Annotated in this window: 16 protein-coding genes and 3 pseudogenes; 9 read left to right on the top strand and 10 right to left on the bottom strand. The window is 62.0% G+C overall.

Going from position 1 to position 19708, the window contains the following annotated elements; all coding sequences use genetic code 11:
* The first annotated feature begins 81 nt into the window (after positions 1 to 81).
* The 7 genes from OEZ49_RS21025 (at position 82) to tnpA (ending at position 6765) form a co-directional block, all read left to right on the top strand.
* Positions 82 to 792 carry an IS6 family transposase gene (locus OEZ49_RS21025; RefSeq protein ID WP_263390126.1) on the top strand — a complete coding sequence of 237 codons (711 nt, stop codon included), beginning with the start codon at positions 82 to 84 and terminating at the stop codon, positions 790 to 792.
* A gap of 338 nt (positions 793 to 1130) precedes the next feature.
* A complete protein-coding gene (locus tag OEZ49_RS21020) occupies positions 1131 to 1454 on the top strand; it encodes a hypothetical protein (RefSeq protein ID WP_263390125.1) in 324 nt (107 codons plus the stop codon).
* A gap of 186 nt (positions 1455 to 1640) precedes the next feature.
* Complete coding sequence (locus OEZ49_RS21015; protein ID WP_263390124.1) at positions 1641 to 3539, top strand: multicopper oxidase domain-containing protein; 1899 nt, start codon at positions 1641 to 1643, stop codon at positions 3537 to 3539.
* A gap of 29 nt (positions 3540 to 3568) precedes the next feature.
* Positions 3569 to 4273: a copper resistance protein B gene (locus tag OEZ49_RS21010; protein WP_263390123.1), complete on the top strand. Its 705-nt coding sequence runs from the start codon at positions 3569 to 3571 to the stop codon at positions 4271 to 4273.
* A 107-nt stretch (positions 4274 to 4380) separates the two neighbouring features.
* Entirely contained in the window at positions 4381 to 4884 is a 504-nt protein-coding gene (locus OEZ49_RS21005) for a cupredoxin domain-containing protein (protein WP_263390122.1), read from the top strand.
* A gap of 93 nt (positions 4885 to 4977) precedes the next feature.
* On the top strand, positions 4978 to 6216 hold the full coding sequence (locus tag OEZ49_RS21000; protein WP_263390121.1) for a 6TM ABC transporter family protein: 1239 nt from the start codon (positions 4978 to 4980) through the stop codon (positions 6214 to 6216).
* Between the two features lie 132 nt (positions 6217 to 6348).
* Positions 6349 to 6765, top strand: coding sequence for an IS200/IS605 family transposase (gene tnpA / locus OEZ49_RS20995; RefSeq protein ID WP_263390120.1), 417 nt, complete (start codon positions 6349 to 6351; stop codon positions 6763 to 6765).
* 4 nt (positions 6766 to 6769) lie between these two features.
* On the opposite strand, the pseudogene OEZ49_RS20990 reads toward tnpA, so the two are convergent.
* The 8 genes and pseudogenes from OEZ49_RS20990 to OEZ49_RS20955 all read right to left on the bottom strand — a co-directional run bounded on the left by OEZ49_RS20990 (position 6770) and on the right by OEZ49_RS20955 (position 15761).
* Positions 6770 to 8116 (bottom strand): annotated as a pseudogene (locus tag OEZ49_RS20990) (APC family permease).
* Positions 8117 to 8145: 29 nt separating this feature from the next.
* Positions 8146 to 10491, bottom strand: coding sequence for a copper-transporting P-type ATPase (locus OEZ49_RS20985; protein WP_263390119.1), 2346 nt, complete (start codon positions 10489 to 10491; stop codon positions 8146 to 8148).
* A 49-nt stretch (positions 10492 to 10540) separates the two neighbouring features.
* The gene (locus tag OEZ49_RS20980) at positions 10541 to 11602 is read right to left on the bottom strand and encodes a YncE family protein (RefSeq protein ID WP_263390118.1); all 1062 of its coding nucleotides are present in this window, start codon (positions 11600 to 11602) and stop codon (positions 10541 to 10543) included.
* 115 nt (positions 11603 to 11717) lie between these two features.
* On the bottom strand, positions 11718 to 12284 hold the full coding sequence (locus OEZ49_RS20975; RefSeq protein ID WP_450103988.1) for a TVP38/TMEM64 family protein: 567 nt from the start codon (positions 12282 to 12284) through the stop codon (positions 11718 to 11720).
* A gap of 371 nt (positions 12285 to 12655) precedes the next feature.
* Positions 12656 to 13390 carry a DsbA family protein gene (locus OEZ49_RS20970; RefSeq protein ID WP_263390117.1) on the bottom strand — a complete coding sequence of 245 codons (735 nt, stop codon included), beginning with the start codon at positions 13388 to 13390 and terminating at the stop codon, positions 12656 to 12658.
* The gene (locus OEZ49_RS20965) at positions 13387 to 13878 is read right to left on the bottom strand and encodes a c-type cytochrome (RefSeq protein WP_263390116.1); all 492 of its coding nucleotides are present in this window, start codon (positions 13876 to 13878) and stop codon (positions 13387 to 13389) included. The genes OEZ49_RS20970 and OEZ49_RS20965 overlap by 4 nt, the downstream gene beginning before the upstream one ends.
* Positions 13875 to 15269 (bottom strand): multicopper oxidase family protein, encoded by a 1395-nt coding sequence (locus tag OEZ49_RS20960; protein ID WP_263390115.1) that lies wholly within the window; start codon positions 15267 to 15269, stop codon positions 13875 to 13877. The genes OEZ49_RS20965 and OEZ49_RS20960 overlap by 4 nt, the downstream gene beginning before the upstream one ends.
* Positions 15270 to 15314: 45 nt before the next feature.
* Positions 15315 to 15761: a c-type cytochrome gene (locus tag OEZ49_RS20955; RefSeq protein WP_397545691.1), complete on the bottom strand. Its 447-nt coding sequence runs from the start codon at positions 15759 to 15761 to the stop codon at positions 15315 to 15317.
* 371 nt (positions 15762 to 16132) lie between these two features.
* On the opposite strand from OEZ49_RS20955, the gene OEZ49_RS20950 reads away from it, so the two are divergent.
* Entirely contained in the window at positions 16133 to 16861 is a 729-nt protein-coding gene (locus OEZ49_RS20950; protein WP_263390114.1) for a response regulator, read from the top strand.
* Positions 16858 to 18249 (top strand): ATP-binding protein, encoded by a 1392-nt coding sequence (locus OEZ49_RS20945; RefSeq protein WP_263390113.1) that lies wholly within the window; start codon positions 16858 to 16860, stop codon positions 18247 to 18249. Before OEZ49_RS20950 ends, OEZ49_RS20945 begins: the two co-directional genes overlap by 4 nt.
* A gap of 402 nt (positions 18250 to 18651) precedes the next feature.
* Here the strand turns inward: OEZ49_RS20945 and OEZ49_RS23115 are convergent.
* Positions 18652 to 19230, bottom strand: a pseudogene (locus OEZ49_RS23115) (IS3 family transposase); the annotation flags it as partial.
* Between the two features lie 22 nt (positions 19231 to 19252).
* Positions 19253 to 19387: pseudogene (locus OEZ49_RS23110) on the bottom strand (IS3 family transposase); the annotation flags it as partial.
* Between the last annotated feature and the right edge of the window lie 321 nt (positions 19388 to 19708).

The raw sequence follows: 19708 nt of genomic DNA, 5'->3' as shown, positions 1-19708 counted from the left end.
GATCGGTGTCCCGTCCTTCACCATTGCATAGATGGGCATTGCCAAGTTGATCGGGTTTTCGTTCTCAGATAGCGCGGTACCATGACCATACAGACCTCATTGCCTCGGCTAAAGGGCTTCCGTTTCCCTCGTGAAATCATCGCCTATGCGGTTTGGGCATATCATCGGTTTGCTCTCAGCACGGCGGATGTCGAGGACCTTCTGGCGGAGCGTGGCGTCATCGTCAGTCGGGAAGCGGTTCGTCTCTGGGTGAACCGGTTCGGGTCTCAGTTCGCATCTTGTATCCGACGCGACCGGCCCCGGCCGCACGACAAATGGCATATGGACGAAGTGGTCGTCCCGATCAACGTCGTGAAACATTGGCTGTGGCGTGCAATCGATGGCAATGGAGATGTACTCGACATTTTGATCCAGCCTCGCCGCAATGCCAAAGCCGCAAAGCGTTTCTTTGGCCGACTGGTTGCTGCCTATGGTGAACCGCGTGTGGTGATCACGGACAAGCTGCGAAGCTATACCAAGCCGATCAAGGCCATCGCGGCGGGCGCCGACCATCGGGCGCACAAGGGGCTCAACAATCGGATCGAAGGGTCACACCGGCCGACGCCAAAGCGGGAAAAGATGATGGGTCGGTTCAAGTCACCACGCCAGGCGCAACGATTTCTCGCCGCCCACGATCAAATCAACCTGATCTTTCGTCCCCGCCGCTATCGCCTTTCCACTCTCTCCTACCGCCATGCCAGAGCAGACGCGTTCAGGCTGTGGCAAGCTTATGCTGCGGAGCTATCAGTCTGATGGTCCGGTCTCATGCTTATTCCCATCCTCTTCAAATAACTTGGCAACGCCGTTGACACTTATGAGTGTTCAGGCAAGAACGCAGCCGTAACGCCACCGGTACCGCGAACCTTTTCCGAGAGTCAAAACCACGACCGGCGTTTCCGTGTCGCGATTGGCCTTGAGGGTGATGCATCTCAATGGTGCCAATTTCCGGACTGTATCATAGCCTTTCCCGTGAACCATCGTTTGCCGGTCTCCGATGTCACGGCTGCCTCTGGATTGTATCAAAACGTATCCTTGAGTTGCGATCTGGCGTTGAGTAGCTAGATGAAACGAGAGCCGAAGGAACCTGGTCTATGCGCAAATACGCTGGAAAAATGTGGATATCGTTGGCACTGATTCTTGCGCTATCAGCACTTTTCCTGCCGCAGGCTGCACATGCAGAAGGCCAGCCAACAGACGCGCTTGCCGTCCAGCACGAAACAGCAGGCAGCCACGACACGTCCGGCCCGGACCCCGACCTTTGCCACAAGGCCGCAACCTGTGAAACACCGGTCATTCCGCAACTGTGGCAAAAGGCGTTTCCTTCGGAAGTAACAGGTAAGCTGGCTGTCGCGCTGAAACTGTCCGGTCTGGCGTCTGTAGCGCCCGAGGCGCATCTGCCACCACCCAAAGCGTGACGCCATTTACGTGAGCCCATTGCGCGTCGGTCTTTCAGCGTGACGGTCGCCGCGGCAAATCGGCCTTTGGACCGCCGAACAATACATAGATGCATCCTCGGCACAGCCGAGCGCGCATGGCTGTTGCACCGGCGATATCCCGCTGTGGCCTCCTGACCAGCTACTCAATTGAACAAAGGACCAACGATGCCACCCATCGCACCCTTGCGCGCGGCTGTTGCCAGCGGTGCCCTTGTCCTGTCCGCGGCTGCCGCCGCCCAGGCCGGGACCTATGATATCACCGTCGACAAGATCCGCATCGACGCGGGCAAGTTCCGCAAGTCCGGTATTGGCTACAACAACAGCCAGACCCCCACCATCCTGCGCTTCAAGGAAGGTGAGAATGTCATGCTGAACGTGAGCAACAACCTGCGCGAGGATACCTCGATCCACTGGCACGGGCTGATCCTGCCCTTTAACCAGGATGGCGTGCCCAAGATCAGCTTTGACGGCATCAAGCCGGGAGAGACCTTTACCTATAACTTTCCGATCGTGCAGGCCGGCACCTACTGGTTTCACAGCCACTCAGGATTTCAGGAGCCGGACGGCGCCTATGGCGCAATCGTGATCGAGCCCAAGGGTGGCGAACGTGTTCGTGCGGATCGCGACTATGTGGTGCAGCTGACCGATACGCACCCGCAACGCGGCAAACGGATCATGCGCAACCTGAAAATGTCGGCGGATTACTACAACCGCTCGCAACGGACCTTGCAGGACCTGATCAAGGATTCGGGCGATATCGGCCTCAAGGCGGCGTTGGAAGACCGCAAGATGTGGGGCCGGATGCGGATGATGCCCACGGATGTCGAGGACGTCCAGGGCTTTACCCCCATGATCAACGGCGAAAGCACCGAACAGAACTGGACCGGCCTGTTCAAGCCGGGCGAGAAGGTACGGCTGCGGCTGATCAACTCGTCGGCCATGGCTTATTTTGACCTGCGCATCCCGGGCCTCAAGATGACCGTGGTTCAGGCCGACGGCAATGACGTCAAGCCGGTCACGGTGGACGAGTTGCGGATCTCAGTGGCCGAGACCTATGACGTGATCGTGCAGCCCAGGGAAAACCGCGTCTACAGCATCGTGGCGGAATCGATGGGCCGTACAGCCATGGTGCGCGGCACCCTTGCCCCGCGCGAAGGCATGGCGGGCCCTGTGCCCTCAATGCGTGAAAAGCCGCGCCTGACCATGGCGGATATGAGTGGCATGATGGGCGGCATGGGCATGGAAGGTCATGTCATGCAGAGCGCGACCAAACCGCTCGACGACATGAGCGGTATGAATCACAGCCAGATGAACATGCAGCCCAAGCCGCAACCGATGGAGGGCATGGACCACAGCCAGATGGGTCACGCCGCACCGGCCCCCAAGGCCTCGGCCGCGCCGATGGATCACTCTGCCATGACCGGCACGGACCAACCGATGGCGGGTATGGATCACAGTCAAATGACTCAAACCGCACCGGCGCCGCAGGCCAAGGCCGCGCCGATGGATCACTCCACCATGACTGGCATAAACCAACCGATGGCGGGCATGGATCATTCCGCGATGACCAATGCCAAGGGCCAGGGCGACCCGTTTTATGCCCCCGGCAGCGGGTTGACCCCGAAGGCGGCAAATGGCGGCAAATTCCTCAGCTATGACGACCTTCGGGCGCGCAAACCGCTCTACAAGGATCGCCCCGCCACCCGAGAGATCGAGCTGCGCCTGACCGGCAACATGGAACGCTATATCTGGTCGATCAACGGCAAGAAACTGTCCGAGGCAGAGCCGATCATGCTGAAATACGGCGAGCGGGTGCGATTCAAATTCGTCAATGAAACCATGATGTCGCACCCGATGCACCTGCATGGCATGTGGTCGATCCTGGATACCGGCAAGGGCCAGTATGACCCGATCAAGCACACGGTCAGTGTTGCGCCCGGCACCACCGTCTATACCGAGACCGAGGTCGACGTGACCGGCCAGTGGGCCTTCCACTGCCACCTGTCTTACCACGCAGACGCGGGCATGTTCCGCAAGGTCGTGATCGAAGGCGGCCCCGCGTGATGCGGTCCCCTCAGAATGGAGAAGCAAGGATGAACAAGATGCGTAATGCCGCCCTTGCCGGGGCGATGGCGATGATCTGGGCGCTTCCCGCGCAGGCGGAACAGCTGATCTACGGATTTCAGGCGGAGCAGTTGGAATACCGGCTGGGAGATGACGAAGACACCTTTGTCTGGGATTTCGACGCCCTGATCGGCACCGACGAGCTGAAACTCGTCTGGCGCAGCGAAGGCGAGCGGGTGCAGGGTGCCGGCGGGTTCGAGACGCTCGAAAACCAGCTTCGCCTGCAATTCCCGGTCTCGACCTTCTTCGACGCGGTTGTGGGTGTTCAGGCGAACACGCCCGATGGGCTGCCCGACCGCTATAACGCGGTTCTGGGTCTCAAGGGCCTGGCGCCGCAATGGTTCGAGATCGACGCCGATCTGTATCTGTCGGACAACTCATTCTTTCGCTTTGAGGGCGAATACGAGGCGATGCTGACCAACCGTCTGGTCCTGACACCAAGTCTGGAAATGACGCTGCCGTTGCAGGATGACCCGATCTACAATCAGGCGGCGGGCGGGGTCACGCTCGAAGCCGGGTTGCGGCTGAGCTACGACCTGATCGACCGGGCGGTTTCCCCCTATGTGGGCGTGAACTACGAGCGGTCCTATGGCGGTACCGCGGATATGATCCGCGCCGCGGGCGACGAGAACGGCGCGTTCTCGGTCGTGTTCGGAACCAGACTGATGTTCTGACCGGACACCGGGCGGGCTGCGGCCGGCCCGGTCTCCAGCGGCGTGGCCGGCCCGAACCTCGCCGCGCCGCTGGTATCTACCATCCTCAATCCTGACAGGAGTTACCCATGAAAAACCTTCTTATCGTTTCGCTCGTGACCGCCATCAGCGCCAGCGTCGCCATCGCCGGCCCCTCTGGTCACAGCGAGCAGAGCCAGGGCCATGACAGCGGCGGTGGCCACGCAGGCATGATGGAAACCGGGATGCCCGGAAAGGCCAGCCAGGTCAACCGCACGATCGAGGTGACGATGAACGAAACCGACGACGGCGAGATGATCTATACCCCGAAAGATTTCGATATCAAAAAGGGTGAAACCATCCGCTTTTCGGTGACCAACAAAGGCGAGCTGGAACACGAGTTCATCCTGGACACGATGGAGCGTAATGCCATGCACAAAGAGGCAATGTCGCAGCAGATGGAATCCCACAAGAGCCCGAACGCGATCACGCTGGAGCCGGGTGAAAAGGGCGAGATCATCTGGACCTTTGGCAATCCGGGCACCTTCGAAGTCGCCTGCCTGATCCCCGGCCACTATGAATCCGGAATGTTCGGCAAGGTCGCGGTCAACTAACCTCCTGGCACCGCATCACTAACAAGAACACGGTGCCCACCTGCGCGGCAATTCATTGCGAGTTGCCGTGTGTTTTCTGGACATTCGCTTAAAATGACAGGTTCTTGGTTCCCGGAACTTCACACCCTGGCCCATTGGGCGGCCGGCCGGTTGGGAACGGATTACGACATGGGCGCTCCGGCCTGGGTGCATCCGCTGATGCACCTTATCCTGGTCCTGGCCCCCTCGCTGCTGTTTGTATCCATCCTCGCACTGCTGTTTCATGCCGCGCGGCAGGCCCTTCAGCGCCATGAGCGGCGCGGGCCCAGGCGCCAGACCCCGGCACGCATCGGCGGGTTGGAGCGGAATCTTCTGAGGCAGATCCTTCGCAACACTCGACGACAGCAAGTGGGCCTATTGCTGCTGAGCCTGTCGCTGATGCCGCCGCTCTATCTCTCGCTGGAAATGCCCAAGCAGATCGTCAACAACGTGCTGGAACCTTCGGCGGATCCGGCCGAGGTTTTCGGCCTTACGCTCAGCCAGATGCAGATGCTGGGCTTGTTCAGCGCCATCTACCTGGTCGCGATCGCGTTGAACGGACTGGGAAAATACAGTCTGAACACGTGCAAGGGCAGGGTGGCGGAACGCCTGCTCCGGCGGTTGCGTCTGCTGATCTATCGGCAATGGCGCCGACGGCCGCCGCCACATCGCCAAAACGATGTCGTGCAGGTTCTGGGGGCCGAGGTCGAGCCGATTGGCGGCTTTGCCGCCGACCTGATCGCCTTGCCGGTGACCCAGGGCGGGACCCTGCTCACGATCCTTTTGTTCATGTTCCTTCAGGACCCGATCCTGGGGGCGGCGGCGCTGACGGTGCTGCCAGTGCAACTGGTGCTGCTGCCCTATCTGCAAGGGATCGTTAACCGGCTGAGCCGCGAACGCATCCGCGCCATGCGGGTGCTGACCCGGCGCCTGGCGGGACAACTGGCACCGGAACAGAGCGCTCTGTTGAACATCCGGCAAACAGCGGCCTCGCTGCGAGAACTGGAACGGATCCGCTATCGCATCCACCGGATCAAGTTCCTGGCAAAGGTACTGAACAACTTTCTGACTTCGCTGACCCCGTTCCTGTTCTACTCGCTGGGCGGCTATTTCGTGATCGAAGAGCGGATCACGCTGGGTGCCCTGATCGCGGTGCTGGCCGCGCACAAGGACTTCTCGGCGCCGCTGAAAGAGCTGTTCCGCTATTATCAACAACTTGAGGATACTCGCATCCGCTATCGCGAGGTGTTAGGCTTTCTGATCGAAGGGCGCGGCGCCCTGGTAGAGGGCGCAACAGAGCCGGGCCGGGTTTAGTATCCACGCATTGGAGCAAACCCTCCGACTTCCAGTCGGAACTGCTTCAGCGCGAAGAATCGTGCTATGACCTTACCCTCTGGAAAATGAGCCGCAGCCGGTCGGAAGGCTCATTTTCCAGAGGGTAAGGTCATGCAGTATGACACTGGCAAGCACTGCGTTTTCTACCACCGCTACCACATCGTCTGGTCGACGAAAAACCGCTACAAGGTGCTGACCGGCCGGGTGCGCCTGCGGGTGCGCGACATCTTTCGGCAGGTCTGCCGCGAGAACGAGGTCGATATCCTGCGCGGGGTGCTGTCATCCGATCATGTCCACATGTTCGTATCGGTGCCGCCGAAGATCGCCATTTCCGATCTGGTGCGCAGGATGAAGGGCCGTTCGCCCCACAAGGTGCAAAGGGAATTTCCCGCGTTGCGCAGGCGCTATTGGGGCCGTCGGTTCTGGGGCAGGGGGTATTTCTCAACCACCAACGGCGCCATAGCCGAGGACATTGTCCTGCAATACCTCGAAAATCACATCGCCGATCCTACCGACGCCAGTTGGTAGTGGTTCAGTGAGGCCCAGTGTGTTTCGCCTCACCACCATCTGATACGAACCGGCCGAGATACAGCCGTTCGGCCAGCAGAGCGGCCAGCATGGTGACAAGGGCAACGCTGACGATGGTGGGATCGGCACGCCATTTGAAAACCGTGAAGGCGGCCAGAACCCCCGCGTCCAGCATCAGCGCCGTCAGAATGACCCAGCCTCGTGCGCCAATCCTGTGGCGCAGGTTCTTCCAGACGCCCCAATGCACCACCATGTCCATCACAAGATAGAAGAACGCGCCCAGCGAGGCGATGCGGCCCAGATCGAACAACACGGTCAGGGCACCGGCGATCACCACGGTATAGATCAGCATATGTGACCGGATGCCGCCGGACATGCCAAAATGACTGTGCGGGATCATCTTCATTTCGGTCAGCATGGTCAGCATCCGCGACACTGCAAAGACGCTGGCGATCAGGCCCGACGCGGTGGCCACCATGGCCAAGACGACGGTCAGTTAGAACCCGGTCTGGCCCAGTACCGGCTGCGCCGCCTCGGCCAAGGCATAGTCGCGCGCCTGCTGGATCTGCTCGGGCGTCAGAGCCGAACCGACGGCCAGCGCCACCAACAGATAGACGACGACACAGACCGTGATCGAGATCAGGATGGTGCGCCCGACATTCCGCCGGGGATCGGTGATCTCGCCACCGCTGTTGGTGATCGTCGTGAACCCCTTGAACGCCAGGATCGACAGGGCCACGGATGCGGCGAACCCCGTGATCCCATTTTCCGACAGGCGGACGACGGGTGACCAGTTTTCCATCCCGCTGGCCCAGAGGGCGGCAACACCGAACAACGCGATGCCGCCGATCTTTACCGCCGACATCACCACCGACCACAGGCCCACCGAACGGTTGCCGGAGACGTTGACCAGATAGGCCATCACGATCAGCGCAACTCCGATCGCGGGCACCAGCGGCCCGTCCTGAATGCCAGAGGGACGCAGCGCATAGGTGGCAAAGGTGCGCGCCACCAGGCTTTCGTTGATGACCATCGACAGCGCCATCAGCACCGAGGCCGCCGCCGCCACGGCACCGCGTCCATAGGCCTTGGTCAGGATCATCGCGATGCCGCCGGACGAGGGCCAGGTGTTCGACATCACGATATAGCTGTAGGCGCTGAACATCGTCACCACCGCGCCAAGCACGAAAGAGAGCGGGAACAAAGGCCCGGCAAGACCGGCGATCTGTCCGGTCAGGGCAAACATCCCCGCCCCGAACATCACCCCGGTGCCCATGGCCACCGCGTTGCTCAGGCCGATGCTGCCGGACCCCTCGGGCACGGCAGCACGGTTTTGCGCGGTCTCAGTCATCTGATCAGTCCTGTTTCAACCCCGTCGCATCAGATCCGGGTGCCACGAAGGCGCAGCGCATTCAGCACCACCGAGATCGACGAGGCGCTCATTGCAAAGGCGGCGAACATCGGGCTGATCAGGATGCCGAACAGCGGGTACAGCAGCCCCGCCGCCACAGGCACGCCAGAGGCGTTGTAGATCAGCGCAAAGAACAGGTTCTGCCGGATGTTGCGCATCGTGGCACGGGCCAGTCGCCGGGCTCGGACGATGCCGTCCAGATTGCCCTTGACCAGCGTGATGCCCGCGCTTTCGATCGCCACGTCGGCACCGGTGCCCATGGCGATGCCGACATCGGCCTGCGCCAGGGCCGGTGCGTCGTTCACCCCGTCGCCCGCCATTGCCACCTTGCGTCCCTCGGCCTGAAGCTCGCGCACGATGCGGGCCTTGTCCTCGGGCAGCACGTCGGCGCGGATCTCGTCGATGCCCAGCCGCGCGGCGACGGCCCTGGCGGTGCGTTCGTTGTCGCCGGTTGCCATGATGATGCGAAAGCCCAGGTCGTGCAGGGCCTTCAGCGCGGCGGGAGTGGTCTCCTTGACCGGGTCCGAGACGGCGACCAGCCCGGCCAGCGCGCCCTCGACCACCACGAACATCACCGTCTCGCCCTCGTCCCGGCGGGTGTTGGTTGTTTCCGCCAGATCACCAGCGTCAAGGCCCAGATCCTCGACCAGCTTGCGGTTGCCCAAGGCAACCGCCTTGCCATCCACTGTGCCGGTGACACCCTTGCCGGTGACCGCCTCGAAATCAGTCGCCGTACCAAGGGCGACGCCGCGTTCCTCGGCCCCGGCCACGATGGCCTCGGCCAAGGGGTGTTCCGACCCCCTTTCCAACGTCGCCGCCAGCCGCAGCACCTCGCCCTCGTCATGGCCCGCCTCGGGCAGGACTGCCACCAGACGCGGTTTGCCCATGGTCAGCGTACCGGTCTTGTCCACGATCAGTGTGTCGACCTTTTCGAACCGCTCCAACGCCTCGGCGTTCTTGATCAGCACGCCCGCCTGCGCACCGCGCCCGGTGGCGGTCATGATCGACATCGGCGTGGCCAGGCCCAGGGCGCAGGGGCAGGCGATGATCAGCACCGCCACGGCCGCGACCAGCGCATAGGACAGCGCCGGTGCCGGACCCCAGAGCGCCCAGCCGACAAAGGCCAGCACCGCGATCCCGATCACGGCGGGGACGAACATCCCCGCCACCTGATCGGCATATTTCTGGATCGGCGCCCGCGAACGCTGTGCGTTCGACACCATCTCGACGATCTGGCTGAGCATCGTGTCGGCGCCGACCCGAGTCGCCTCCATCACCAGGCTGCCTGTGCCGTTGATGGTGGCCCCGGTCAGCATGTCGCCCGCCACCTTTTCAACCGGGACCGGCTCGCCGGTGATCATGCTTTCATCGACCGAGGAGCGGCCTTCGGTCACCACCCCGTCCACCGGCACCTTGTCGCCGGGACGCACCCGCAGGCGGTCGCCCAGCTGAACCGCGTCCAGCGGGATCTCCTCTTCACGGCCATCGTCGCGGATCACCCGCGCGGTCTTGGCCGCCATGTCCAGAAGTGCCCGGATCGCCTTGCCGGTGCCTTCGCGGGCACGCAGCTCCATCACCTGACCCAGCAAAACAAGGGTAACGATGACTGCCGCCGCTTCGAAATAGACGCCGACATTGCCCTCGGCGTCGCGGAACCCGTCGGGAAAGACCTGCGGCCACAACACCGCGACGACGCTGAACAGCCAGGCGGCCAGCACCCCCATCGAGATCAGCGAGAACATGTTCAGATGCCGGGTGCGGAACGAGGTCCAGCCCCGTACCATGAACGGCCACCCGCACCACCAGACGACCGGAGTTCCCAGCGCCATTTCGATCCACAGCGTCATCCGTTCGCCGAACAGTTCGCGTACTTCTGGAAAGCCCAGATAGGGCCCCATGGTCAGAACCAGCAAGGGCAGCGTCAGGACCGCGCCCACCCAGAACCGGCGGGTGAATTCCACCAGTTCGGGGTTCGGGCCGTCATAGGCCAGGGCCGCGCTGTCCAGTTCCAGCCCCATGCCGCAAAGCGGGCAGGAACCCGGGTGGGTCTGGCGCACCTGCGGGTGCATCGGACAGGTATAGACGCTGCCTGACCAGACCGCGGGCACGCTGTCATACTGACCGCCAGGCTCGACTGTGCCGCCGCTCCCGTGGCAATGGGCATGCGACGGGGTTGCCGCCTCGTGTTCGGAAACAAGGGTCATGCCACATTTCGGGCAGTTGCCCGGCGAGGATTGCCGCACCTCGGGGTGCATCGGGCACGTAAAGATTTCTGTCCCTTCAGGCGCCTGATTGGTGTGGGCGGAATGTTCCATACTGTGTCCGTCTGTTGACTGTGTGGTTGGCGGAGCGGATCGCCCGACTTCAGGGCAGGACCACCATCTGGTGGCCTTCGCCCTCGATCCCGATCTCTGCCGTCACCCGGAGAGAGACCTGATCGACGGCCCAGACCATCGAGGCCTCACGGCTGCTGACAAACAGTGCTTCGCTGCCATCGGCCACGGTCAGGTGATAGGGGGCTGGCACCAGCGCATGCAGACGGACAGCGCCCGAGGCCAGCTCGACCGCTGCCACCTGGTCGGCGCCCTTGACCGCGACGAACAGAGTGTCCTCGCCATCGGACAGGTCAAGCCCGTGCAATTCGGCCCCGAACCCGTAAGTCGCGGTTTCGGCGCCCGAGGCAATGTCCAGCCGCAACACGGTGCCCGCCTCGGCATCGGCGACAAAGGCGGTGGCGCCGTCACGGGACAAGGCGAAATGTTCGGGTCCTTCGCCCGCCAGCAGGTTGCGCGACAGGATGCGGCGGTCCAGGTCAAGTTCGCTGAGCGTGCCGTTCCCGGTATTGCTGACATAGGCGCGGCTGCTGTCGGGGCTGAACGACACGTAATTGGGCATCGGGCCGGTCGCGATAAAGCCCGCATAATCCAGCGTCGTCAGATCGATCAGCGAAACGCCGTCACCGCTGGGATGGGTCGCCAAGGCCCAGCGGCCATCGGGTGATACCGCGGTATGGTGGACCGCGCCGGGAACCCCGATTCGCCGCACCACGTCGCCGGTCTTGGCGTCTAGAACGGTCAGCAGGCTCAGCCCCTTGTCGGTTGGCATGGCCGCCTGGGCGGGTTTGGCGTGATGGGCGTTGTGATCGGCCTGGCTGACACCCTCGGGCTTGGCCGTCTGTGCGGCGCTTTCCGGGTCGATCTCGGTGAAGCTGCCTGCCACCAGATACGGGGTGCCGGGCGCACCGGCCAGCCCATGCACCGCCTCGACCCCTGCAATCCGTCCGATTGGCTGGCCGGTCTCGCTTTCGACCATCAGGACCGAACCGGCGCTGCCTTCGGGGATATAGACAATCCCGGCCTGCGCGGCCCATGTTGTCATCAGCGCGCCGGTCAGGCTCAGGGCAGGAAGAATGCGGGCGAGGATCATGAGCGTGCTCCTTTGAGGGTTGGGGTTTCGACGCGGATCAGTTGACGGCGCATCACGCGGCGCAGACCCAATCCGACGAACGGGGACAACAGCAGGGTATAGAGAATGAGCATCATCAGAGCCTCCTTGGCATCTTGTTTGATTGCGAAAATGACCGCCCGGACCGCCACGCGGCCCAGGCCACGGGCAGGCCGGTCAGCAGCCCAAGCGCCAGAACAGGCCAGAGCGTACCGCTCGTGACGGGCCCGCTCAGCGCGCTGCCCAGATGGGCCAGCCCGAAACTGGCCGGTACGATCCCGGCCAGAGTGGCCAGGACAAAGCGCCATGGCCGCAGCGCCGACAGACCGGCGGCATAGCTGACCAGGTCGAAGGAAACGAAGGGCAGAAGGCGGCTGACAAAAACGGTCCAGGTCAGGAAATTCTGCGATCCCAGCAATCCGGTATCAAGCGTCGGGCCGACCCATCGGGCCACGAAGTCCCGGCCCAGCAGCCGAGCAAGGACAAAGGCAAACACCGCACCCATCAGCGCCCCTGCCAAAACCAACCCGGTGCCCAGCGTATGGCCATAAGCCGCACCAGCGGCGACCGCGATCGGGGCCGAGGGCAGGGGGCTGATTACCACCGCCACCGTCATCAACCCAACAATGGCGACCGGTCCCCAGACTCCGGCCCGGTCCAGCATGGCCGCAACACTCTGCTGATCCAGCCCGACCAACCCGCCGGCCACAGCCACCGCCAACACCAACATCAGAATGGCAAGCGCCACGAGTGCAACCGGGCGTCTATGGAACGGCCTGGGCCTGGGTTTGCTCTGCAACGGTACACCTGTGTTTGAAGGTCGGTCGGGCTGCTTTGCACCGCCGCCTCGTCAGATATCGAGAGCGGTCACAAACAGCGCAAGCATGGTCCTTGAGCAATTTGTATCGGGATGTAACCAGGCCCGGACTCTGCGACGGACGGTTACGTTTTTTTCAAGGGCCGCCCCCGGGGGAGACCGGGAGCGGCAGCGCGGCTGCAGAAGGGACTGAGAGGCCGCGCTAACTCGGGGCGTTCTTACTTGGCCACAGCATCCCGGGCGCGATCGACCGCGTCCTGCAATTGCGACTGCTCCACGAAACCGGGCACCAGACTGTCCTCGACCACAAAAGAGGGGGTGCCATTGAACCCAAGCTGCTGCGCAAGCGCCATGGACTGGGCGATATGAGCGGCGACCTCAGGGGCCTCCATGTCGCGCTGCAACTGGTCGGTGTTCAACCCGACCTCGCGGGCAATCCGCAACACGCTGGTCTCGTTCGCCTTGCCCGACATGCCCATCAGCGCCAAATGGAACGCCTCGTATTTCCCCTGTTGGCGCGCGGCCAGCGCGGCGCGGGCGGCAAAATCGGACCCTTCTCCCAGGATCGGCCATTCACGATAGACCAGCCGCACGCCCGGATCGGCCTCGACCAGGCCCTGAACCTCGGCCATGGCGCGACGGCAATAGGGGCAGTTGTAGTCAAAGAACTCGACCACCGTCACATCGCCCTCGGGATTGCCCAGAACCGGCGCGTTGGAGTCGTTGAACAGGTTGTCGCGGTTTTCGGCCAGCGCCGCATGGGCCGAGGCTGCCTGTGCCGCCTCTTCGGCCTGTTGCAGCTGTTCGACCGCTTGCAGGATGATCTCGGGCCGTTCCAGGATTGCCTGATAGACCAATGCCTTGATCTCGTCCTCGCTGCGTTCGCTGGCCTGGGCAATCAGGGGCATCGCCGAGAGGCTGGCCCAAAGGATGATTTGCTTGGCTCGGGTCATTGGTTTCGTGCGTCCTCGTCGGCGCGGGTCCGCTCGGCCTGGGCGGCGTGCACACGTGCGGGCCAGGTCGATTTGATGTAGGCTAGGATCGACCAGATCTGGTCGTCGGTCAGTTGCTCTGCGAACGCGGGCATACCGCTGTTCAGCTCCACCTCCAGCGCGGCAAGCGTCGCCTGACCGCCAAACTTGGTGTAATCAAACAGCATGCTGTCGGGATGGTGCCATGTATGGCCGGTCTCGTCATGTGGCGGCGCGGGCAGGCGGCCATCCGCATCCGGTTCGCGCCAGTTCGGCTGCCCTGCCAAGGACTTGCCGTGGCAGGAGGCGCAGTTCTCCTGATAGAGGGTCTGTCCCTGTGCAAGCGTGGCTTCGCTTGCTGATGCGGACGCACCCGCGGATACGGACCCGGATGGCGCGCGTACGACATAGATCACTGCGGCCAAAGCAATGATCGCAGCGGCAGAGCCGGCCAGATAGATGGGTTTCATGCGGTCACCTCGATCCAGGTCATCATGCCCGATGCCGCGTGGCTGAGCATGTGGCAATGAAAGGCCCAGCGGCCCGTATTGTCTGCGGCAAAGACGATTTCATGCGTTTCGCCGCGCAGGGTCAACAAGGTATCACGCAGCGGTTCGGGCGTGCGGTCCTGTGCGAGTACCCGGAAGTGCATCCCGTGCAGGTGCATCGCATGCGGAAAGACGGTGTCGTTAACCACGGTCATGCGCGCGACCTGGCCAAGCGACAGGCGGGCCAGCGGTGTCTCGGTCATCCCGACAAGCCCGTTAAAGGCCCAGAATTGACTGTTCTCCATCAATTCGCCCGCATTGCGGCTGGCGCCTTTCCAGACGGCCTCGCGCATGCCGCCCATGGCGCCACCGCTCATCTCCAGCCGCAGGGTCGCGGCATCGGCCAGACCGGCCAAGTCCGGTGTCCGGTTGGGTGGCAGCGGATCGGGCGCGGGGCGGCGATTGGTACTGGCGCTGCCCGACACCGGAAAGGCCGCCTGAACATAACCTTTGCTCTGGTCGATGCGCCCCAGCAAGGCCTCCTCGCCCTCTTCGGCGATGACATCCACGAACAGATCCACCCGCTGACCGGGACCCAGGGTGAGCGTCTCCGGCACCGGTTCGGGGCTTGTTACCGGCATCCCGTCATAGGCCATCAGCCAACCGTCGAGCCCCTGAAGGCCAAGCGTGAACAGCCGGGCATTGGCCGCATTCACGATCCGCAGGCGCAGCCGCTCGTTCCGCCTGACCGGGAGCTGATACGCGGCCTCGCCATTGGTCGAGATGAAATTGCCCAGGCGCCCGCCATGCGACAGATCATGTGGGGCGTCAAAGTCCTGGGTGATCTGGCCGGTCTTGGGGTCGACCCTCCAGTCGTCCAGCATCAACGTCACATCGCGATCCACGTCCGGCGGCGTCGGCTCGTCAACGATCAGCGGCCCGTAAAGCCCGCGCGCCACCTGCTCGGCCGAGCGGTTGTGGGAGTGATACCAGAAGGTTCCCGCATCTTCAGCCGCCAGATCGTAGTCAAAGCTTTCGCCCGGAGGCACCGCATCCTGTGTCAGGCCAGAAACCCCGTCCATCGCGTTTTCCGTGCGCAGCCCGTGCCAGTGGACCGAGCTGGCCTGCGGCAACCGGTTGACGAAACGGCGCGCGATCCGGTCGCCCTGCATCATCCGGATCTCGGGTCCCGGCGCCTGGCCGTCATACCCCCAGACCGAGGTTTCGGGATAATCAGGCGGCAACAGTTGCACCGCGTCTTCCCGGGCGACCAGTTCGGGTGCCGCAGCTTTGGCTCGGGCCACCGTTGCCGGTAACGCGGCCATCGCGGCCGCGCCACCTGATGCCCTGATAAAGGATCGTCTGCTCAACATGTTCTTGCCTTGTCGTTTTGTGAAGTTCGATACCAAGGGGCCGCCTCACTTGATCCCATTTGCCTGTTGCAACTCGCGGATGTACCCGGCGATCATCCGTACCTCGCCGTCTGTGATTCCCTCGACCGGAGGCATGTTGCCAAATTTCCAGTGATGCGCGCGGACCCCGTTTCGGGCGGCAATCAGAAAGGCCGCGTCGGCGTGGTGGCCGGGGCGATAGATCGAATGCACCAAGGGCGGGGCCACACCGTTCTGACCGGCGGCGTTCTGGCCATGGCAGACCATGCATTTGCCTTGAAAGATCCGCTCACCGATCCTGCCGTTTTCAGAGAGACTTTCCGGCAACTGGACTGTCACCATCGGCGCGCCTTGATCAGCGCCATCAGTGCCCAAGATCCGGTCGGAGGCAGGTGTTGGGGCAGACGAACGCCAAGTGAGAACCAACGTGGCAGCAACGCCGACAGCAAGCACCGCGAGTATCAGCTTTTTCATTACTTACTTTCTCGGTTCCCGATTGACTGCATCGGATCTGTTTCCTTCCACCGATGCGATTAAGCGGAATACGCCTCTCCGTCGCCGGAAGGTCAATGTCAGTCGGGATGAAGAATTGTAACGAAGTGTATCCTTGACTTTTTGCCGCCGAAGGTTGCGAGTTTGCATCTGCGAAACGGGCAAGGTCAGCGGTCGGTATTTGCAGCGGTGCCGAGCGGCGTGCCGATCTGCAAGCGTTTGAACCCCGACAGAGACTAGGATGCAGGCCGCTTCCGAGATACGAAGGCAAGGGAACAAGGGCCTGTATTCGGGACCAGACGTCGCGCGGAACAAATCAACATCCGAGAGTAACAACGGGCTGAATTGTAAATATGCAGAACCCAACTCCGCATATCCTGGTCGTTGATGACCACAGTGAGATACGGAATGCAGTTTGCCGGTATCTTGAGAAACATGGAATGCGCGCGTCCATGGCAAAGGATGCGAAAGAGATGGATGCCGCCCTGGTCTCCGGGAGTATTGATCTGATCGTTCTGGATGTGATGATGCCCGGAGAGGACGGGCTATCCGCGTGCAAGCGTCTATCGCAAACCGGGGATGTTCCGATCCTGCTTCTGACCGCTCTGGATGAGGACATGGACCGGATCATCGGGCTGGAAACCGGCGCCGATGACTACTTGTCCAAGCCTTTCAACCCGCGCGAGTTGCTGGCCCGTATCCGGGCGATTTTGCGCAGATCCAGCCGAACCGTTTCCCCGGCGGGCAGTCTTGCCGGAAAACGCATTCGGTTTGCACAGTGGATACTCGACAGCGACCGGCGGGTCATCGTGGACGAAGAGGGCCGCGAGACCAGCCTGACCAGCGCGGATTTCAAACTTCTTGTCGTGATGCTGGAAAGGGCCCGAATGGTGCTCAGCCGCGATCAACTGATGGAACTGACCTCTGGCCGGGCCACGGCGCCGCTGGACCGTACCATCGACAATCAGATCAGCCGGCTTCGACGCAAGATCGAGAAGGATCTGCTGCGCCCGCGCCTCATAACCACATATCGCAATGGCGGATATTGCTTGTCGGCGGATATAGAGGTTTTGGAGACGTGAGGCTGGTCCCGCAGAGCCTTCGGCTGCAAATCGTCTGTCTGGTCCTAGCGGCGCTTGCGGTTGCCCAGGGCGTTACATTGGTTCTGCTTGAGGATCAGCGCAACCTGGCTGTGCGCGCGGCTATCGGCGACGAGGCGACGGGTCGTGCCGCCAATGTGGTGCGGTTGATCGAAAAGGCACCGGCCAATCTGCATGAGCAGATCGTAAGGGCGGCCAACTCTCCCTTGGTCCGGTTCGAGATCGGTGCCGATCCAGTGGTCGACCATGTCTCTCATGATGCAAGAGGAACCACCGAAGCCCGGATACGGGCCCTGCTGGACGATGATTTCAGCCGAGAGATCCGGGCAGAGATGCACGAGATTGACAGCTCAGCACTGCCGCTTCCCTATCTCGAACCGGGCATGGCCGAACAGCATCGTGAATTGATGCGCGGCCAGATGCTGACGGTTGAACTGGAACTTTCGATCGCACTTGCGGGGGGCGACTGGCTGAATGTCTCGACCCGGTTCGAACGCCCGCCTTTTCAATGGCCGCGATTTGCCACGTTGTCCTTTGGTTTGAGCGCCGGTTTCATCCTATTGGCCCTGTTCTGGTACTTTCTGGCGCGGGTCACCGAACCGCTGCGCCTGTTGGCGGAAGCGGCGGAAAAGCTGGGGCCGGAACAGGGCGGGCCGGTGCTCATCAATTCCGGACCGTGCGAGGTGCGAGAGCTGGTTCAAGCCTTCAACCGCATGCAGGACCGGATTTTCAGGTTGGTGGCCGAGCGTACGCACATACTCGCGGCGATGGGCCATGACTTGCGCTCGCCACTGACCGCGATGCGTGTGCGCAGCGAGCTGGTCGAGGATGACGAAACCCGCGAAAGCCTGATCGCCTCGGTCGAGGAAATGCAGCACATGGTCGAAGAAGCTTTGTCGTTCGCCCGTGGGCTGGCCGATGCCGAGCCAGAACAGAGATGTGATCTGGGCGCGTTTCTCGAAACCCTGCGTCAAGATATGCCGAACGGCTATGTGTTAAATCATGGCAGTTCCGTCAAGGTTTCGTTACGCCCCAATGCGATGCGGCGCGCTCTGCGCAACGTGATAGAGAACGCTCAGCGGTACGGCACAGAGGCCGAGGTCACCTATGCGAACGAGGGTGGAACAGCCGTCATCCGGATCTGCGACAGGGGACCGGGCATTGCCGAACCGGAGTTGGAGCGCGTATTCGACCCGTTCGTGCGATTGGAAACATCGCGTGCACGCGCGACCGGAGGGTATGGATTGGGATTGTCGATCACACGCGGCATCCTTCAGGCCCATAACGGCGATATCGTGCTGAGCAACCGGCCAGACGGCGGTCTTTGCGCGACCCTTACATTGCCGTTGGATGCGGCAGAGCGCCGCTAGACGCAGGCTTTGAACCAATCAGGCGGCCACCTGTTCGGGTCTGATTCCGCTGTTCGACTTAATCGTGCCCCGTGATCGGAGCCATCGGTTGTTTTCTCACCTCACGCGGCCCCGGTGCGCACCAAGAGCAACAATCGAACCCCGACCCCGGGGCCTGATATCCAGGGTATTGGCGTTGAGTTGGCCACAGATCGCGGTCTACGCGGAGCATCCATTGTCGGTGCATCCGCCCGAGTGAGTTGCCCGCCGTTCCGCGGCCGTCGCGGCGGAGGTTGTGTCGCTAATTTTGAACTGAGATTGACGATCACTCAGGTTTTGCAGTCTGTTCTCGTCGAATAGTTTTCGAACAGGTTTTAAGGACCCTGAGCTACTCCCCAATGTTTGGACAGTATCTGGCGTAATTTAAGCTACTCTTTGCTCCTGCTGATCGGGTTGGGTTTGGTTTTTTCTCAGCCAATAGACCACGGCTGGCGGTCTGCCGCCAAGGGCGGAGTGGGGACGTTTGCGATTGTAGAATTCGATCCATATTCCGACGCCCGCCTTGGCCTCCGATCCGGTCTCCCAGGCGTGCAGGTATACGCATTCGTATTTCAGGGACCGCCAGAGCCGTTCCACGAAGATATTGTCGAGGAACCGGCCTTTGCCATCCATCGAGATGCGCACACCGGATCGGCGCAATCGGTCCGTCCAGGCAAACGACGTGAACTGGCTGCCCTGATCGGTGTTCATGATCTCGGGCGGGCCGAACCTGGCGATCGCTTCATTCAGCGCCTCGACGCAGAAGTCAGCTTCCAGCGTGTTCGAGATGCGCCAGGCCAGCACCTTGCGGGTGTGCCAGTCCATGATGGCGACCAGATACAGGAACCCCCGTCGCATCGGCAGATAGGTGATGTCGGCCGCCCAGATCTGGTTCAGACGATCCACCCGCAGACCGCGCAGCAGATAGGGATAGGTCTTGTGCCCTTTCGCCGCCTTGCTGGTGTTGGGCTTCTGGCCTGATTGGCATCAGGCTCATCAACCGCATCAGCCGGCGGATAGGCTTTTCATTGACCAGGTGTCCCTCGTTGCGCAAGTGCCATGTCATCTGCCGAACCCCGAAGAACGGTGTCTCAAGGAATTGTTCATCAATTTGGCGCATGAGCGCGAGGTTCAGCGCCGTTTCGCCCTTCGGCCTGTAGTAAAACGAAGACCGCGAGATCGACAGCAGTCGGCACTGCTCGCCGATGGTCAGATCCGGATTAGCCGGCTCGATCATCTCCCGCCTCACTTTCCGGTCCACGGCTTGAGCTTTCAGGACAAAAAATCGTTGGCCACAGCCAGCTCCCCGATCTTGGCGTGCAGCTCCTTGACCTGCTCCTCGTCAATCTCGGGAGCTTTCTTGCCACCACGCTCGAAAACACCGGATGCGCCTTCCAGCAACGCCCGCTTCCAGGTGTGGATCATCGTCGGATGAATCCCG

Origin of the sequence: Ruegeria marisflavi, assembly GCF_025673445.1 — a bacterium.
GTDB classification, from domain to species: domain Bacteria; phylum Pseudomonadota; class Alphaproteobacteria; order Rhodobacterales; family Rhodobacteraceae; genus Ruegeria_B; species Ruegeria_B marisflavi.
This window is presented reverse-complemented; position numbering and strand designations above follow the sequence as displayed.

What these genes read in the sequence shown, in the direction of transcription:
- OEZ49_RS20965 (WP_263390116.1), bottom strand. Translation starts at nt 13,878, where the DNA reads ATGAAACCCATCTATCTGGCCGGCTCTGCCGCTGCGATCATTGCTTTG.
- OEZ49_RS20975 (WP_450103988.1), bottom strand. Translation starts at nt 12,284, where the DNA reads ATGCTGGACCGGGCCGGAGTCTGGGGACCGGTCGCCATTGTTGGGTTG.
- OEZ49_RS20960 (WP_263390115.1), bottom strand. Translation starts at nt 15,269, where the DNA reads ATGTTGAGCAGACGATCCTTTATCAGGGCATCAGGTGGCGCGGCCGCG.
- OEZ49_RS20980 (WP_263390118.1), bottom strand. Translation starts at nt 11,602, where the DNA reads ATGATCCTCGCCCGCATTCTTCCTGCCCTGAGCCTGACCGGCGCGCTG.
- OEZ49_RS21000 (WP_263390121.1), top strand. Translation starts at nt 4,978, where the DNA reads ATGACAGGTTCTTGGTTCCCGGAACTTCACACCCTGGCCCATTGGGCG.
- OEZ49_RS21025 (WP_263390126.1), top strand. Translation starts at nt 82, where the DNA reads ATGACCATACAGACCTCATTGCCTCGGCTAAAGGGCTTCCGTTTCCCT.
- OEZ49_RS21010 (WP_263390123.1), top strand. Translation starts at nt 3,569, where the DNA reads ATGAACAAGATGCGTAATGCCGCCCTTGCCGGGGCGATGGCGATGATC.
- OEZ49_RS20950 (WP_263390114.1), top strand. Translation starts at nt 16,133, where the DNA reads ATGCAGAACCCAACTCCGCATATCCTGGTCGTTGATGACCACAGTGAG.
- OEZ49_RS21005 (WP_263390122.1), top strand. Translation starts at nt 4,381, where the DNA reads ATGAAAAACCTTCTTATCGTTTCGCTCGTGACCGCCATCAGCGCCAGC.
- OEZ49_RS21015 (WP_263390124.1), top strand. Translation starts at nt 1,641, where the DNA reads ATGCCACCCATCGCACCCTTGCGCGCGGCTGTTGCCAGCGGTGCCCTT.
- OEZ49_RS20985 (WP_263390119.1), bottom strand. Translation starts at nt 10,491, where the DNA reads ATGGAACATTCCGCCCACACCAATCAGGCGCCTGAAGGGACAGAAATC.
- tnpA (WP_263390120.1), top strand. Translation starts at nt 6,349, where the DNA reads ATGCAGTATGACACTGGCAAGCACTGCGTTTTCTACCACCGCTACCAC.
- OEZ49_RS20970 (WP_263390117.1), bottom strand. Translation starts at nt 13,390, where the DNA reads ATGACCCGAGCCAAGCAAATCATCCTTTGGGCCAGCCTCTCGGCGATG.
- OEZ49_RS21020 (WP_263390125.1), top strand. Translation starts at nt 1,131, where the DNA reads ATGCGCAAATACGCTGGAAAAATGTGGATATCGTTGGCACTGATTCTT.
- OEZ49_RS20955 (WP_397545691.1), bottom strand. Translation starts at nt 15,761, where the DNA reads ATGAAAAAGCTGATACTCGCGGTGCTTGCTGTCGGCGTTGCTGCCACG.